This is a genomic window from Actinomyces sp. 2119, from assembly GCF_003591215.1.
GTDB classification, from domain to species: Bacteria; Actinomycetota; Actinomycetes; order Actinomycetales; family Actinomycetaceae; genus Actinomyces; species Actinomyces lilanjuaniae.
In genome coordinates this window covers 144109-161487 of record NZ_QYRR01000002.1, presented here as the reverse complement: position 1 = coordinate 161487, position 17379 = coordinate 144109, and the positions used below count along the sequence as shown (strand labels likewise).

General features: G+C 54.2%; 13 protein-coding genes. 5 read left to right on the top strand and 8 right to left on the bottom strand.

Annotated elements, in window-relative coordinates; translation table 11 throughout:
- Positions 1 to 2687: 2687 nt before the first annotated feature.
- The 8 genes from D4740_RS02550 to rpmH form a co-directional block, all read right to left on the bottom strand.
- Positions 2688 to 4136: a ParB/RepB/Spo0J family partition protein gene (locus tag D4740_RS02550; RefSeq protein ID WP_119835599.1), complete on the bottom strand. Its 1449-nt coding sequence runs from the start codon at positions 4134 to 4136 to the stop codon at positions 2688 to 2690.
- On the bottom strand, positions 4136 to 5038 hold the full coding sequence (locus D4740_RS02545) for a ParA family protein (RefSeq protein ID WP_119835372.1): 903 nt from the start codon (positions 5036 to 5038) through the stop codon (positions 4136 to 4138). Before D4740_RS02545 ends, D4740_RS02550 begins: the two co-directional genes overlap by 1 nt.
- 100 nt (positions 5039 to 5138) lie before the next feature.
- Entirely contained in the window at positions 5139 to 5798 is a 660-nt protein-coding gene (gene rsmG / locus D4740_RS02540) for a 16S rRNA (guanine(527)-N(7))-methyltransferase RsmG (RefSeq protein ID WP_119835371.1), read from the bottom strand.
- Between the two features lie 324 nt (positions 5799 to 6122).
- Positions 6123 to 6662: a R3H domain-containing nucleic acid-binding protein gene (locus D4740_RS02535; RefSeq protein WP_119835370.1), complete on the bottom strand. Its 540-nt coding sequence runs from the start codon at positions 6660 to 6662 to the stop codon at positions 6123 to 6125.
- 92 nt (positions 6663 to 6754) lie between these two features.
- A complete protein-coding gene (gene yidC / locus D4740_RS02530; protein WP_119835369.1) occupies positions 6755 to 7954 on the bottom strand; it encodes a membrane protein insertase YidC in 1200 nt (399 codons plus the stop codon).
- Between the two features lie 147 nt (positions 7955 to 8101).
- A complete protein-coding gene (gene yidD, locus D4740_RS02525) occupies positions 8102 to 8386 on the bottom strand; it encodes a membrane protein insertion efficiency factor YidD (RefSeq protein WP_119835368.1) in 285 nt (94 codons plus the stop codon).
- A gap of 29 nt (positions 8387 to 8415) precedes the next feature.
- Positions 8416 to 8784 carry a ribonuclease P protein component gene (gene rnpA / locus D4740_RS02520; protein ID WP_119835367.1) on the bottom strand — a complete coding sequence of 123 codons (369 nt, stop codon included), beginning with the start codon at positions 8782 to 8784 and terminating at the stop codon, positions 8416 to 8418.
- 1 nt (position 8785) lies between these two features.
- Positions 8786 to 8923, bottom strand: a complete 138-nt coding sequence (gene rpmH, locus D4740_RS02515; RefSeq protein WP_119835366.1) for a 50S ribosomal protein L34 — start codon at positions 8921 to 8923, stop codon at positions 8786 to 8788.
- A gap of 698 nt (positions 8924 to 9621) precedes the next feature.
- Here rpmH and dnaA point away from each other — a divergent pair.
- From dnaA to gyrB, 5 genes are all read left to right on the top strand, one after another.
- Positions 9622 to 11322, top strand: coding sequence for a chromosomal replication initiator protein DnaA (dnaA, locus tag D4740_RS02510; protein ID WP_119835365.1), 1701 nt, complete (start codon positions 9622 to 9624; stop codon positions 11320 to 11322).
- Positions 11323 to 11939: 617 nt separating this feature from the next.
- The gene (dnaN, locus tag D4740_RS02505; protein ID WP_119835598.1) at positions 11940 to 13070 is read left to right on the top strand and encodes a DNA polymerase III subunit beta; all 1131 of its coding nucleotides are present in this window, start codon (positions 11940 to 11942) and stop codon (positions 13068 to 13070) included.
- Between the two features lie 16 nt (positions 13071 to 13086).
- Positions 13087 to 14304 carry a DNA replication/repair protein RecF gene (gene recF / locus D4740_RS02500; protein ID WP_119835597.1) on the top strand — a complete coding sequence of 406 codons (1218 nt, stop codon included), beginning with the start codon at positions 13087 to 13089 and terminating at the stop codon, positions 14302 to 14304.
- Positions 14297 to 14977 (top strand): DUF721 domain-containing protein, encoded by a 681-nt coding sequence (locus D4740_RS02495; RefSeq protein WP_119835364.1) that lies wholly within the window; start codon positions 14297 to 14299, stop codon positions 14975 to 14977. Before recF ends, D4740_RS02495 begins: the two co-directional genes overlap by 8 nt.
- A 255-nt stretch (positions 14978 to 15232) precedes the next feature.
- A complete protein-coding gene (gene gyrB / locus D4740_RS02490; RefSeq protein WP_119835596.1) occupies positions 15233 to 17293 on the top strand; it encodes a DNA topoisomerase (ATP-hydrolyzing) subunit B in 2061 nt (686 codons plus the stop codon).
- Positions 17294 to 17379: the final 86 nt, after the last annotated feature.

Genomic DNA, 17379 nt, shown 5'->3' with positions numbered 1-17379 from the left:
TGATAACCCGCAGAATGCATTAACATTATTCACTCATTGAAGTGGATTAGCGGTTTGTGCTGGCACTACCTGTAAGTAGCCTTCCTGCAACGGAGTCCGCATTCACTGCGCCACCCATTCGTTCTGCCCCCAGTGGACCTTTGCATTGAGGTGTCAGCACATAACGATCAAACCCACCACCCTTTAGGCCACAAAGCGATTCGTATATTATATATAGATCATTTTGTACATACAATGGTATTGACACCCCGTCTTACCACACATACGCCATGTTAAAGACATTGTCCACTAGTGGGTCATTTACTGCGCACATAGCTTTCATCGACCCGCTCCTATGTGGTGAGAGTTTTCGCTTAGCGCCACCATCATCCTGTAGCAGGATATTTCATAACTCGACTTTTTAAAGTACCATACAGTATGGCGCTTGGTATCCATAGTCCACACAGCAACTACCAGTAAATACGGCGTATTGGACTATTGCCTATATTCTGCACACCACCCTATATCTCGTCGGTTATGTTAACTGAGGAGTTCGGTTAATTACCGTCAACACAGTAACCTATAATGGCCACCAGATGTCACTACAAATACCTTTATGTGTTGTTAGTGATCTACACACACCTCTGGTACTGAGCAGCCTTAGCACCCAACATTACTACTATTATCGTACTCTAGTTATACTCCCCATGACCCGTTGAGCATATATATATGTGTGCGACTGTGCCGGGCTTCATTTGGTATATACATTCCTAAGACATCGCCTTAACCTCGAGCCAGTGTACAACTATCTGTCCAGTAGCGAATAATCACCCATAGCGCGCCCTGATCATAGTGCCTATCCACAAATACGCTCACCCATGGGGTTTAATAATAACTGTAGTCTACCTAGTTCAAGCGTCACCTAAACTGCCGCAGCCCTTGAACTATATTTTATTCACGCAAGACACTACTTTGGCTCAGTGCATGTAATAATGAATGATACAACCCATTTGCGTCTGTACAACACACGGTATGTATGCTAGCGGAACCAGTTTGTAACAGAAATCTCTAATGAGTCGACATGATTTTCACATGCTACATGCGACAAGTAAGCATGTTTCACGTGAAACACTTCCTTGCAACCAGAAGCACCTGCTCGTGAATACTCAGCGCGAATGTTTCCGTGTCCACGCTAGGACCTTTGTATACGGGACTGATTAATGCACCGACGTCTGCTCCCATACTGTAGGTGCGACGAATCACTTGCACGTGAAGTGTCAATGTTAGGTCTATACAGATCGACACATGTCTGCACCCGGGCTCTATCCGACCTAGGAAGAATGTGGTGATCAGGCAATTAATAACCATTTTGGAGTATTAATGTGTAAACAATACTTTCGAATAACTAAAGTATCGTGAGTATATCTTCGTACTGTAAAGTACTATTCATCGAAAAACGCAATTAACGATCCTACTGCACATCCCAAGTACAGAAATATGTAAAACACTCCGGTATTATCGCGAATCAGTTCACAACACGGTACTCCAATGGGGGCAAATGAGCCTGTCTGTTGTCTAACGATCACGTTTCACGTACATCTCTGCGGACACTTTCGCCAGCGCCAGTTGCTAGGCAACGAGTTAATAGTTCGCGATCGACATATCGAGTATGGAATTACATGCCATCAAAACAGTTATACGCATCTAACACACAACACACTCACCTATATGTAGAAACTGCTATGTATATCAAGCAACTATAGTTGGTACAGGCACCGTGTATATGTCTGCAGTGTTAAAACCTATGCGCAATTTTCATTGATGCGAAGTATCAGCAGACTAATACTGCGATCAACTTGTTCCCAACACTGAGTCATCACGCCATGTTTCACGTGAAACAGTTACATGTAAAACTGCATGTGTTTACTGCACCGCATGCAGTAAGCGACGAGAAACAATATCAAGACAAACTTATCCCAGCTATCGAAAAATCAACAGTCTAGTTTGCATACATTACACGTCCGTCCGAACGACAAACGAAGCAGCCTACATACGCAACAAGAGCGACTATTAGCAATCACAACTTCCGATACACAGTACTAAGTATAGCAAGTCAAAACAGCCAGAGCAGCATGAAGTACCATAACCGAACAATAACTTGAAAAGCTCGAATAAGTCGATGGAAAGCCATTTGACATGAACCGCACTTCATACTGCCCTCTGAAAGGCAAGGCACCTTGCGTCCATGCCTAGTTATATCGCCTCGTTAAGTAACGACATACAAACAAGACATCCATTAATGAACAATCGACAACAACATGCCGCGTCTAAAATCGACAAAATATACGAGAGTCAAATCCAAGTAATACTTCAAGGATAATAGAGTCCACCGTCTCATTGACACAAGCACGCACTACCGCTCCACAGCAGCAGCACATACTGTATTCGCGGAACAACTTTGTCATGCAGACAAAAAAGTACTGCAAGACACTACTCACATAGCGTCGATAACCTATTAAGGCAAGAGAAAATATGATAAATATATGCCGCTCAGTAAAACAGTCGCACAAAGGAGCACATGCACATACACGAAAACGAACCAATAAAGGAAGCACATCAATATAGTAGATCCACGGAAGCGCACAACGATACCTCTATAGAGAAGCTATGTGCACAGGCCGATACCCGCATGCCTCAGAGACGAACGACTACTCCTCGTCAAGTGAGGTACCCGGCGCCAATGCACTCACGATCCGGGCCAAGTCTTCGTCACCAGCAAACTCAATGGTAATACGGCCTTTTTTTGCGCCCTTCGTCACTTTAACCCTAGTATCAAATGCATCGGATAAGCGAGTTGACAGTGCTGGTAAAGGAGTACTACGGGTGCGGAGACTCTTGGATTGCTGTCGAGAAGAGTCCGATTCTTCATGAAGAGCCACCATCTCTTCAGTGGCACGAACAGATAGGCCTTCTGCAACAACTCGTTGCGCCATGCGCTCCATTGCATCAACATGCGAAAGCCCCAGAAGAGCGCGAGCATGTCCGGCCGAGAGTACGCCAGCGGCAAGCCTCCGCTGCACCAGTGGAGGAAGCTTCATAAGCCGCAGCGTATTGGAAATCTGTGAACGCGATATCGATATCCTATCAGACAGTTCAGCCTGAGTGCAACCAAAATCCTCAAGTAACTGCTGGTAAGCAGCAGCCTCTTCCAGGGGATTCAACTGCACGCGATGAAGATTTTCCAACAACGCGTTGCGCAGCATATCAACGTCGTCAGTGTCCCGAACCACCGCAGGAATGTTATCCAGTGACGCTTCTTTTGCCGCGCGAAGTCGACGTTCACCTAAGATAAGTTCAAAGCGTTCCTCCTCCAGTTCTCCCTGAGAGGCAGAGCGACGCACCACAATAGGCTGCAATAGCCCCACTTCTGTAATAGAAGCAGCGAGTTCGGAGATATCTTCTTCGTCGAAGACCTGACGCGGTTGCCGTGGATTAGGATCAATAAGTTCTACTGGGATCTCAGCAAACGTCGCTCCAGGAACTGGAACAAGCTCCTCTCCCTCATCTGCAGCTGCCCGACTAGGATGGGCTTTCCCGGCAAAAGTTGTCTGGCGCCCAGAACGACCTCGACCATCGCGAGCGGAGGTATCATTTGACACCTCGCGATCGCTCTTGCGGCTGCTACGCTTCCCGGACACCCGGCGGTCTCCAGTCGGGGCCGCCACATCATGGCGACGGCTAACTGAAGACGTTTCACGTGAAACATACGGAAAATCGTCAGACACGCCACTCTCAGGCACATCAGCACCTGAACCTCCATGAATGTCACGATCCGATTGGGGAATCCGCCGTTCCTCTGATGATTCTTTTTCAGATGGCTTAGTCTGCTTCACTGGCCGCCCTGCGTCTGTATCATCTTTCGATACTATCGAACCGTCCCGTTTGGACTGTGCAGATTCATTACGAGCAGAGTCCGCTGCCTCAGTAGTAATTGCATGTGTGTTCCCAGCAGCAGAACCTTCCACCAAATCAAAACTGTCTTCCCTGCTATCTGGGAAAAATACGTCGGACGGGCGACTAGAACTAACCGTTTCTTTTTGAGCATCGGGAATAAGCGCCTGGAGCCCACGTCCAAGACCTCTCCTCTTTTGAGCCATCAGGAATCGCCACCTTCCTTGTCGGAGGATCCTCTAAAAGCAACCTCGCGTGCCATCTTCATATAAGCAATTGCTCCAGTCGACCGAGGATCCCAGAACACCACAGGAGCACCAAACGAGGGCGCTTCGGCAACCCTGATGGAACGCGGTATTTTAGTCTCTAGGGTTGCATCCGGAAAGTAAGTGCGAACCTCGGACTCAACTTCACGTGACAATGTGGTACGTCCGTCAAACATAGTCAGCACAATCATCGACACTCCAAGTCCCGGGTTATGCACCTGAGCAATCCTATCGATAGATCTGGTAAGAAGAGCCAGACCTTCCAATGCATAATACTCTGCTTGCATAGGAATAAGAACTTCATGAGCTGCAACAAACGCATTGATAGTCATTATACCGAGGCTAGGTGGACAGTCCACAATGACATAGTCTAGATGCTGCTGATCTTCCTGCTCACGAAACTCCAGGTAGTCAGTCAACGCCGTCCTTAGCCGAGACTCTCTCTCCGAGGTCTCAATTAACTCAATCTCAACAGCAGCAACATCTATTGTTGCCGGCACACACAATAAAGTGTCGCTGAATCTAGTTGTCGCGACAACATCCTTTATCGGGACTCCGTCAACCAGTACATCGTAAATCGACTGGACATCCTCATCATGTTCAACCCCCAAAGCCGTAGAAGCGTTGCCCTGTGAATCTGCATCAATGAGCAATACATGCAGCCCGCCTTGCGCCAATGCTGCAGCTAGATTTACTGCAGTAGAGGTTTTGCCCACGCCACCCTTCTGATTGGCGACAGCCACAATGCGCGTCTTCTCAGGACGAGGATAACCCCCCAAGGTCATCTCATCCAGTGCGACGCGATCTGCCTGGAGCTGATCGAAGATAGATGATCCCGACAACCTGGTCCTCCTCGGACGACAAACCCGGTCGCTGCTGCTAACCAGGTACTAGGCAGTCTACGCGAGGAGTACGGCAGCTAGCTGACCACCGCGCCGAACTTCAACGGGTGTTTATGGGATACTCTACACGCCTAAGTTCAACAACCCGTGCAAACCGATCACCCGGCAGCGACACCTCATGAATGACAGGTATAGATAACTTAAACCTATCTATATCAGATCTTGCCTTTTTTATCTCTGTCTCCACCCTGTCCCCTTTGAGAGCGATGAGACACCCATCGTCCCGCACAAGAGGAGCCGCCAACTGAATCAATTTCGATAGACTAGCAACCGCCCGAGCAGTAACGACATCGTACCGCTCACGAATATGTTCAGCACGCTCACGCAGCACCGTCACTCGCCTCAAGCCCAGTTCATCCACCACGTCACGAAGCCACTGTGCTCTACGTTCCATGGCATCAACAAGGACAACGTCGAGATCAGGTCTAAGTAACGCAATCACCACGCCGGGGAAACCTGCTCCTGAACCAATATCGACAACCTGACCGCTGTTGGGAAGAAAAGGTGCAACCGCCGCGGAGTTAACAAGGTGTCGGCTCCACAATCGTGGAAGCTCATTAGGTCCTATGATTCCTTTCAACTGACCTTGCCTACTAAGCATATTAGCGAAATGCTCCGCCGCTGAAAAAGCATCGCCAAAAAATTCCCTCACTTCTTCATGGGGAAATTCGATCTCATTATCAACAACTTCAGCATTCATCGTAAACCCGCTGCCTGAACCATTCCGGTCCCATTTAAAGTAACTGCTGTACTGACATCTATAAGACTATTTGATACCCCTCCAAAATACATATATTTTAAAACAACAAACTGCCCTATCCGCAATGCGCGTTACCATTACTAACCACGGACGAAGTCATTACCGCCCACTCGGCAACAATCCAAACCTAAACCTATCTCTTATTGACAGAGAGTCATACCCCGTCATGTAACATCCTCGCTACAAGTATCCCTCTACCGTCTTACCTGTCCACATAAAAATTGCCACTCCGTCAATTGCTCACGTCCTCCCTGCTTATGATCGCTATATTGTCTTAGCAATATAATCCACAGCATTATCTTTCGCAGGACTAACCACAACATGCCGATATGGTTCAGCACCTTCAGATCCCGAAACTAATCCAGCGGAAGCTACAACGTCATGACAAATTTTCCTTTCAAAAGGATTCATTGGAGCCAAGGCAACCGGTTCGCCTGAGAGAAGAACCTTTGTAATAGCCTCTTCTGCAACCTTGGCTAACTCATGCCGACGAGAGACACGATATTCATTGATATCAAGCATGAGTCGCGAACGACTACCAGTACGTGTCTGCACGGCAAGACGAGTCAGATCTTGGACCGCTTCCAGAATCTCGCCGTTATCGCCCACAAGAGCCGCCAAGTCACGCTCGTCACCTTCATCAGAGGCGACAACAGCAATCGACGCCCGGCCGTGAGCGACATCAATGTCAATATCACCCCCAATATCAGCAATATCCAAAAACTCTTCAAGATAGTCCGCGCCTATCTCGCCTTCCTCCTCCAAATGGGATACCATATCAATCGGCATCGCATTGTCACTCATTGCTATCCGTTCTCTTTAAGGTAGTGGATACTTTAAAACAGTAATTCGAAGCATAAACCATGTCAAGTACAGGCTCAACGCCAAAATCACTTTCATCGATGGTGCCTCTTCTTGCGCTTCGCTGCTGTCCGCCTACGGGCACGAGCACGTTTCTCATAGCGGCGTCGAGCAATTTGTTCATCAGTTAGTTCGCCAGAACTGGATGACGTCGTTGCGATTGTGCTATCGCGATGGTCGTCATCCCGGCTCCAAGAGTCAGTCTCTTCCTCCCCTGTTGGAACAGCATCCCTACGAGCCTCATGAGCTAGCGCAGCCCGGCCAGGTCTCCTTTTCCTGTCCTTACGCACCGGCTGGCGACGCTGTCCACCCGAATGAGCATTGGCCCCGGCTTTGGCAGCGGCCTCAGCACGCTCCTCTTCTTCCAGTGAAGGGAGCCCTTTACGAGCCCGTTTAGCATTGACGCGCGCGCGATACTTCTTTTCCGCCTCCGACCCCGGAGCAGGCATATTACGAATCGTAAAAAATTGTTGTCCCAGTGTCCAGATATTGGATGTCACCCAGTATACTAAGACGCCGATCTGGAACTGAACCCCGCTAACCGCAAAGATGAGCGGCATCACCATGATCATTATCCTCTGAGACCGGATCATGGGGTTGTCCGAATTCTTGGCGGACTCTGGCATGTTCTTCATGCTCAACTGCGCCATAGTGTACCACTGCGTCACCGACATAATAATAATCATGATGACGGTAACAACTCTTACCTGCACATCCGGTGTGTTTACGAAAGAAGCTGAGAGATGTGCGCCGAACACGTTGGAGGCTTGAATGTCTGACGCAATATCGGCGGTCAACGGACCTATGGAACTTCGACCATTATATGAGCCTTCTGCGACACGCTGTAGTGAAGCAAGCACCCGAAACAATGCTATAAATACCGGCATCTGCACGAGAAGCGGCAGACAGGAAGAAAGTGGGTTAGTACCATGCTTACGGTACAGCGCCATCATCTCCTCCTGCTGGCGCTGCTGCGACACAGGGTCTTTCTTACCCTTATATTTTTCCCGAAGCGCTTGCATCTCGGGTTGCATCAACTGCATTCCACGAGACGATCTTATCTGCCTGAACATTAACGGCATAATTAGGACGCGGACGACAACGGTAAGACCGATGATCGACAAGACCCAAGCAATCCCTGGACCGTCCTGAAATCCTAGGAAGACCAGAAGGTCATGAATATGAACCATGACCCACGCGACTACAACACTAAGGGGCCATAGTATGCTGTCCATGATATGCTCCTAGCCGTCAAGAAACTACCAAACCATTAGGCAGATCACCTGCGTCTCCGCCCGCATGTCAGCGATTGTGCGATTCCCATAAAATTTGGACACAGCAACTTCTCCGAGCCAGATGGATAAGTTAATGCGCGTTACTGTTTAAGGAAAACGTGGAACATCGCGGGGGAGAGTATAGCGCCATCGACCCTTGTCAGGAACATGGTCGACACCACCCAATGTCATTGGGTTGCAGCGCAGTAATCGCCATACTGTAAGTACCAGTCCTTTAATTATACCATGAGCCTCAACAGCTCCAAATGCATATGAAGAGCAGCTTGGATAATAACGGCATCTAGCCGGAAATGCAGGAGAGATATATCTCTGATAAAAGGCCAGAAGGGACAGCACCACAACACGAGCGACCTGACGCACCCGATAACTCATTGCAACTACTGCGACCAGAACTGAGCTAGTCATTGTCGCGGCCTCTTTTCATACAAGTGATGACACTTCCGAAGAAGCGCATCAAATTCTTTACCGAGGTCAGCACTTGGGATACCGTCCGCACTAGATAGAACACGAACAATCAATCTTGATCCGGGCTGCATCAACTCGACGCGACTGGATAGAAGACCGCGGAGCCGACGCTTGACACGGTTACGATGTGTCGCCAGAGGAATCTGCTTTTTGGACACTGTCAAGCCGATACGCGTAGGTGAGTCTTCCCCACTGGAAGCCAAGTATAAGTAAAGCACCATATTCCGGCTACCGCTGCGCACGCCGCCTCGTATCACAGAGGAGAAGTCATCGCCCCGGACCAGACGATTCCTTGCGTCAAGCACCTCAGACAGTGAGACGTGCACGTCCCTTACGGCGACGAGATGCAAGAACCGCACGACCTGCTCGGGTCCGCATACGCTTGCGGAAACCGTGCACTCTAGAACGCCTACGGTTGCTGGGCTGATAGGTCCGCTTGGTCACGGCTAGACTCCTGGTTGAGGTATGTTCCCGCAGCATCGCGGTGTGCTACGACGCTGCGACGTGCGGTTGGCCCATGGGTTGGGACGGGAGACCGCACATGTAGCGACACTACAGTACGGATCATACGAACCAAGGTCAAACGCGTGCCGTCAAGGCAACGAGGGAACATCTGTCACGCAGACAGTATTTATATGTTTCTCTAGCCACAACTTTTAGGTACCGCAGTGACTCCCTGCTAGGGCCGAGGATCCACTCATGCGAGCCACCCACATAGCCCGCAGGTACCCGGGGCACTTAGCCCCTTTGGGTGGTGTGACATCAGAAGCCAGATCATGCGCCTGGCTCCACGTTGAATGGTGACACCGATAAGTTTCCGAGAATTAATCACTTTTCCCTGTTACCAAGAGCACGACCCCCACCGCAACTGTCCCAAGGTGCTTTGTGGACACTACTTCGTCTAGTCCCTGTGTGAACTGTGGATACCATGCTTGACGGACGCCATCACTCCCGAACCACAGGCTGCGTCGCCACGGAGAGATCCTTGTCGGCATGAGCACGCACTGCCCACACACCTTAATGTGATCGAGAACTCGCCTGTCTCCCCAGATGTGGACAAGTCTGTGGATAAACATGCATCATGTCCTCCGTCAGCCAGTATGGCTGGTACACCATGAAGTCATGCCTGTCAGGAGTCTATCGTGCCCGATACAGCCAACACCCAGTGGCTTTCCGCCCTGGAGGTCCTCTCCACCTCAGGGGAGCTGGGGCAAGGCAAGATGTCCATGATCCGTATGACCCACGTCATCGACGTAGATGGAACCCTAGTCCTTGTCGTCGGGTCCGCCTTCGCTAAGGACGTTGTGGAGCAGTCACGGGCACCGATCGCTGCTGCAGTCGCTCAGGTGTGGGGCCATCCTGTGCCTATTGAAGTGACTGTCGACACATCTTCGGAAGGGACTCGCCTTGGCAGACCTAACTCCCCCAGGTCCCAAGAACCGATGAACCTCGCCACAGCTCACCTAAGTCATGACACCACTCCAGGTCACGTCGAGATGCCTACGTACGCCGCTAACCGCACCGAGCACCCGGCCAACGGTACTGACATCTACTCTGAGGCCCCGGCTGCCCGGGGATACGCTGTAACAACTGGCACGGCACCTACCTCCATCGGGAGCGGGTCCCCTCTCGGTACGGACCGTCGGACTACTACTCAACCTCAGGAGACAGCCTCCTCGTCTGTCACTTCGTCAGCCGCCGAGAGCACTTACCGCTCCACTGCGTCCCTCTCCGCCGTTAACCAGTCACCCTCCTCCCTACTGACCCCCACTGCCGCAGACGACATCTCCCAACTCAACCCACGCTACACCTTTGACACCTACGTGACGGGTTCCTCCAACCGGTTCGCCCACGCCACTGCTCTCGCTGTGGCCGAAGCACCTGCCCGAGCTTACAATCCTTTATTTATATATGGCGGATCAGGTCTCGGAAAAACACATCTCCTCCATGCAATTGGGCACTACTCGCGAACGCTTAATCCCGGTATCCGTGTCAAGTATGTCAACTCCGAAGTCTTCGTCTCCGACTTCATCGCTTGTGTACGCGACGGCAATCAAGATGACGGTCGCATGGAAGGCTTCAAGCGGCGCTACCGCGAGGTAGATATCCTCCTCGTCGATGACATCCAGTTCCTCCAAGGAAAAGAATCCACTTTAGAAGAGTTTTTCCACACCTTCAACTCCCTGCACTCTTCCGGAAAGCAAGTAGTTCTTACCTCTGATCAGCCTCCCAAGGCACTAGGAGGCCTCGACGAGCGCCTGCGGTCACGCTTCGAATGGGGTCTTCTAGCCGACGTCCAGCCCCCCGACCTGGAGACTCGTATCGCGATACTGTCACGCAAGGGATCTGCTGAAGGCCTCGACCTGCCGCTGGACGTTCTGGAGTACATCGCTTCGCGTGTCACGACCAACATCCGTGAACTCGAGGGAGCGCTTATCAGAGTCACCGCTTTCGCTTCCCTCAATAAACAGCCGGTAGACCACACGTTGGCAGAGATGGTTCTCAAGGATCTTATCTCCGACCCCGAGGGCCAGGAAATAACCGCCTCACTCATCATGGCGCAGACCTCCGACTACTTCGGTATCACGATCGAGGACCTTTGCTCCGCCAACCGGTCTCGCACAATCGTATCCGCGCGCCACATTGCTATGTATCTATGCCGTGAACTCACAGACCTGTCACTGCCCAAGATCGGTCGCGAATTCGGAGGACGCGACCACACCACAGTCATGAGTGCCGACAAGAAGATCCGCACACTGATGGCTGAGCGTCGCTCCACTTTCAACCAGGTCACAGAGTTGACCAGCCGTATCAAGCAGGCTGCACAGTCCCCACAACACTGACCAACCCCGCCTGGGAACCTGACACTGGAGTTCTGGGACCTCCTCCGCGCGGCCGTAGTCCCCTACAAACTCCGTATGCCGGGCCACCATGGTGACCCAGATGGTGCGACCACCGCCAGTACGACCCGTGTGGATACTTCTGTGGAGAGTAGGTGGATGACAACCTGACACAGTGTGGAGACCCAGAGGCTACATGTGGAAACACATTGCTGTAAGTTCCCTGTCTCCACCGCTCCTACTGTCCGATCACCAGAACCACTCCTTTGTGGTTCCACAGAGGTCACCGCGCGGTTCCCGCCTAAGAGCCAGTTCTCCCCAGGATTCACATGTGCTACTACACCTACAGAACAGGAACTTCTTACATGAACGGCACAGCGCAGCCATCGAGGCTCCCTCAGCGCCCTGGACCTGCCTGGGAACCCTCACGGCCGACTCATGCCGAGGCTGCTGTACTAGGTATGGTCGGGGGCGAGGCTGTCAGACTAGTGTTGAGGTGACGTCTAGACTCCTCCGTACGGATCGGTCACGGACCAGCCGTGCCAACGATCCCGCTCCGCTCCACAGCCAGGGACCTGCTGGAGCCAGGGACCAGGAACATCGACAGGAAGGCACCTACCGTGAAACTCAGGGTTGATCGTGACGTCCTCGCTGAGGCTGTGACCTGGACCGCTCGTTCCGTCCCGACCCGGCCTCCGGTACCGGTCCTGGCGGGGGTACGCCTGGAAGCCATAGGAGCGACCTTGGTTCTGGCGTCCTTTGACTATGAGGTGTCAGCACGTAGTGAGGTCGCTGCCGAGGTAGAAGAGGAGGGCGTTGTCCTGGTGTCGGGAAGGCTGCTTGCCGACATCGCCAAGTCTCTGCCCAACAAGCCTGTAGAACTTGAAGTCGAAGGAACTAAAGTCACTGTCACCTGTGGGTCGTCCCGCTTCTCCTTGGCTGCCATGGCGGCAGACGACTACCCTGTCTTGCCCACCATGCCCGCCGTGGCGGGGACAGTAGACGCTCATGACCTGGCTCGGGCGGTGGCCCAGGTCTCTGCTGCCGCGTCACGCGACGACACTCTTCCTCTGCTCACCAGCGTACAGATAGAAGTTAAGGGCGAGTCGCTGGTCCTGATGGCCACTGATCGTTACAGGCTTGCGGTACGTGAGATGACATGGAACCCGTCGCACGTGGAGATCGCCACGACAGCGTTGCTCAAGGCCCGAACCTTGTCTGACGTCGCCAAGTCCCTGACCTCCTCGGGTGAGATCACCCTTGCCCTCTCGGACAACAGCACCTCGTCCGGACGCATCGGGTTCGAGGCTGGCGGTCGACGAACTACCTCCTTGCTTACCGATGGCGACTACCCGCCGGTGCGTCGGCTGTTCCCGGAGACAACAACCATCCATGCTACCGTTGGAACCGAGGAACTCATGGCTGCGGTTCGGCGCGTAAGCTTGGTCGCTGAGCGCTCCACACCTGTCCACATGACTTTCACCCAGGGTACTCTCTCCCTTGATGCAGGCCAGAGTGACGACGCGCAAGCCTCCGAGCAACTTGTGTCCCACCTTGAGGGCGACGATATTACGACTGCCTTCAACCCCGCTTTTCTGCTAGACGGCTTAGGTGCGCTGGAGCATCCTTATGTCAGACTTGACTTCACGCACTCTTCCAAACCCGCGGTACTTACCGGCGTGGACTCTATCGGTGGTGACGAGGATCCCGGCTTCCGCTATCTCATCATGCCGATTCGGTTCGGTGCCTGACTACCTCAGCAACAACGTGTACCTCTCTGACCTTTCCTTGGACAACTTCCGTTCCTACAAGGACTTGGTTCTCTCCCTGTCCCCCGGGCCCACCGCTTTCGTAGGCCCCAACGGCCAGGGAAAGACCAACCTGGTAGAGGCTGTTGCCTATATGGCGACGCTCTCGTCGCACCGAGTTGGTGCGGACACGGCTCTGGTACGCCGTGCCCCTCCTGGTTCTTCCCAGCCTCAGGGAGCCGTCTTGAGAGCAAAGGTGGTGCATACAGATCGTCCCACTGTCCTGGAGATCGAGATCATTGCGGGGAAAGCCAACAGGGCTAGGATTAATCGTGGAAACTGCCGTCCTCGTGACCTGCTGGGAATCCTGCGCGCCGTCGTCTTTGCTCCGGAGGATCTTGCCGTGGTGCGTGAAGAACCCGGGCTGCGTCGCCGCCTCCTGGACGACTTGGCAGTTGCACTGCGACCGGGGCTGGCAAGTGTGCTCGCCGAGCACTCCAAGATCCTCGCTCAGCGAGCTAGCCTTCTGAAGTCGGCGCGTGCCGCACGGTCGAGTGCGACCGGCACCAGATCGGTGATCTCCACCTTGGAGGTCTGGGACGCCCAGCTTGCTGATGTCGCCTCCCGTCTTATCGCGGCCAGGATTGAGGTGCTACGCCGGTTGCGTCCCTGGGTGGAGTCCTCCTATGAGACTGTCTCCGTAGGACGGTCTTCCGTCCATGCTGCCTATCGATCTAGCCTGGACGCCCATGAAGGGACCGGAGATCCTGACCCACAGCGCAAGGAGACCTGGCACGAGACGGAGGAGGCGCTTCGGGACCCGGCCGCGGTCGCGGTGCGGCTGAGGACGGCGATGGCTCAGCTTCACGAGCGGGAGATTGACAGGGGAGCAAACCTTGTTGGCGCGCACCGTGACGACCTTAGTCTGTTCCTAGGGGGGCTGCCAGCCAGAGGGTTTGCTTCTCACGGGGAGCAGTGGTCCCTCGCCTTGGCCCTGCGTCTGGCTTCTTACGAGATGCTGCGGCACAGCGCCGACACCTATGGTGGTGATTCCGAGCCCGTCCTCATCCTTGATGATGTATTCGCCTCACTGGACCAGCAGCGGCGTCGTGCCCTGGCTAAGATGGTCGCGAATGCCCAGCAAGTGTTGCTGACAGCGGCGGTGGACGCTGACGTTCCTGCAGAGTTGAACGGAGCACGCTTTCATGTCCTGGGAGGGAAGGTGACCAATGACTGAGCAGGGACCTGGTTCTCCCCAGCAGCCTAGTCGCGACAGTCAGGAGCCGGTTGACGTCCTTGCCCAACGTGCCCTGGTACGTCAGCGGCGCCGTGCCTGGGAGTCGGGAGAGACGCAGGCTCCTGGGTGGATTACAGACCATGAGAAGAAGGTGGCGCCATGGGACCTTCGACGTGAACGTGATCGTGCCCTGCAACTGGATGAGGACCCGGATGAGCGTGGACCTGGACTGGCGCGCGGACGGGACAGGCCTGGTCCCACTCCCTACGACCCTCGCACGGGCCGTGAGGAGTTGCATCGTATTGTCACGGGCCATGGCTGGGTAGACAGGCTTGCTGTGGCTTGGACCGTGTCTCAATGGTCCGGTATCGTGGGGGAGCAGGTTGCCCAGCACTGTACCGTAGAATCCTTTAACGCCGATCAGGTTACCGTGCGCGCCTCATCCTCTAGCTGGGCCCAGCAGTTGCGGCTGCTTCAGCCTACTATCGAGGCGCGTGTCGCCGAGACGATGAAGTCGGCGCCCGCGGGCACGATGGATGTAAGGAGCCATCCAGGGCAGACCCGCCCCCGTCCTCCTGTGACGCTAAGGATTCTCGGGCCCGCGGCACCGAGTTGGCGACATCGCGGAGTGGGGCTGCACGGAGCGCGTGGTCCTCGCGACACCTACGGGTAACTTTCTTGTAACTGAGGTGACCACAGGCACGTCTGTGAGGGGCTCGTGCTCGCCGGGACATGTGCCCTCCTGGGCTAGAATGCCTCTGAGCGCCCACGGTGCGCCCATGACCGTCCAGATGACAAGCACCTCTTGTAGCGCGGTGTCCAGACCAGGATCGGCCCAAGGAGGGAGCGGGACGGAGACATTCGGACCACCCAGGTCCCTTTTGCGCACAGAACGAGGAGCAACTGACACGTGTCTGACCAGGACATCATGACAACTTCCGAGGCAGCGCTCTCGGGAGACCTTGATCCGACGGCTTCAGGGGGTAGGGACTACGGGGCCTCGGACATCACCGTCCTTGAGGGACTGGAGGCAGTTCGCAAGCGTCCCGGCATGTACATCGGGTCTACCGGTGAACGTGGTCTGCATCACCTAGTCTACGAGGTAGTAGATAACTCGGTGGACGAGGCCCTCGCTGGCTACTGTGACCACATTGAGGTTACTCTCCTGGCCGACGGCGGTGTACGCGTGACGGACAACGGGCGGGGTATCCCTGTCGACAACCATCCCACTGAGCAGCGACCGACTGTGGAGGTTGTCATGACAATTCTCCATGCTGGAGGAAAGTTCGGTGGCAGCGGTTACGCGGTGTCTGGCGGTCTTCACGGAGTGGGAATCTCCGTGGTCAATGCTTTGTCCACTCGTGTCGAGACGGAGGTATGTCGACAGGGGTACAAGTGGCGCATGTCCTTTGCGGAGGGCGGCAAGCCGGTGACTGACCTCGTGCGGGAGGCACCTACACAGGACACGGGGACGACTCAGACCTTCTACCCTGATCCTGCTGTCTTTGAGACGGTCAGTTTTGACTATGAAACCCTGCGCCGACGGTTTCAGCAGATGGCCTTCCTCAATAGGGGCCTGCGTATTACTCTGACGGACGAGCGCGCCGGTGTACAGGACTCGGGGGACGAGATAACTGGGGATGAGGCCGGGCCCGCTGACGACCCGGTCGTAGGGCACCGCAGCGTCAGTTACTGCTACGAGCACGGCCTGCGCGACTACGTGGCCTTTCTCAACACCTCCAAGAAGACGGACCTGATTCACCCTGAGATCATCGCCTTTGAGGCTGAGCAAGTTACGGAGGACGGGCGGTCTATCAGCCTGGAGATCGCCATGCAGTGGACAAGCGCGTACTCGGAGTCCGTGCACACCTATGCTAATACTATCAACACAACGGAGGGCGGTACCCATGAAGAAGGCTTCCGTACGGCGCTGACGACACTGGTTAACAAGTACGCCCGTGATAGGGGGCTGCTCAAGGACAAGGAGGACAACCTCACTGGCGATGACGTCCGTGAAGGACTGACTGCAGTGATCTCGGTCAAGCTCTCAGAGCCACAGTTCGAGGGACAGACCAAGACCAAGCTCGGTAATACTGAAGCCCGCAGTTTCGTCCAGCAGACGGTCTATTCCCAGCTCGGCGATTGGCTCGACTCCCACCCGGGTGAGGCGAAGGCCGTAGTCACCAAGGCTATTCAGGCCGCTACCGCGCGACTGGCCGCCCGTAAGGCGCGAGAGGCTACCCGACGTAAGGGTGTCCTGGAATCTGCCTCTATGCCGGGAAAGCTGCGTGATTGCTCCTCCCGTGTGGCTGAGGAGTGCGAGATCTTCATTGTCGAGGGCGACTCTGCTGGGGGATCTGCCGTGGGTGGACGTGATCCGGAGCATCAGGCGATCATGCCGATTCGGGGAAAGATCCTCAACGTGGAGAAGGCCAGGCTGGACAGGGCGCTGTCCTCGGAAACAATCCGCAGCCTCATCACGGCTTTTGGCACAGGTATCGGAGAGGACTTCGACATCTCCCGGCTGCGCTACGGCAAGATTGTCATCATGGCTGACGCCGATGTTGACGGGCAGCATATTGCCACCCTTCTTCTCACGCTTCTGTTCCGGTATATGAGACCTCTTATCGAGCATGGGCATGCTTATATTGCTATGCCCCCCCTGTACCGGATCAAGTGGGTCGGTACTGACCACGAGTTCGCCTATTCGGATGCCGAGCGTGACCAGCTCCTCGAAACTGGGCAGGCAGCCGGACGGCGCCTGCCCAAGGAAGGTGGTATCCAGCGGTACAAGGGTCTAGGCGAGATGAACGACCATGAACTGTGGGAAACCACGATGGATCCGCAGCACCGGGTTCTCAAGCAGGTCACCCTTGATGAGGCGGCTGACGCCGACGAAACCTTTGCCATTCTCATGGGCGACGACGTCGAACAGCGCCGCTCATTCATCCAGCGCAACGCAACAGATGTGCGCTTCCTTGACATCTGAGCACCCTGGTGCTCATGGCCTGCTGGCTGGTCCTGGGCCGGGGCCGTCTCGTGCCCCTGGTTGTCCAAGTGCCAGATGGATCAGGT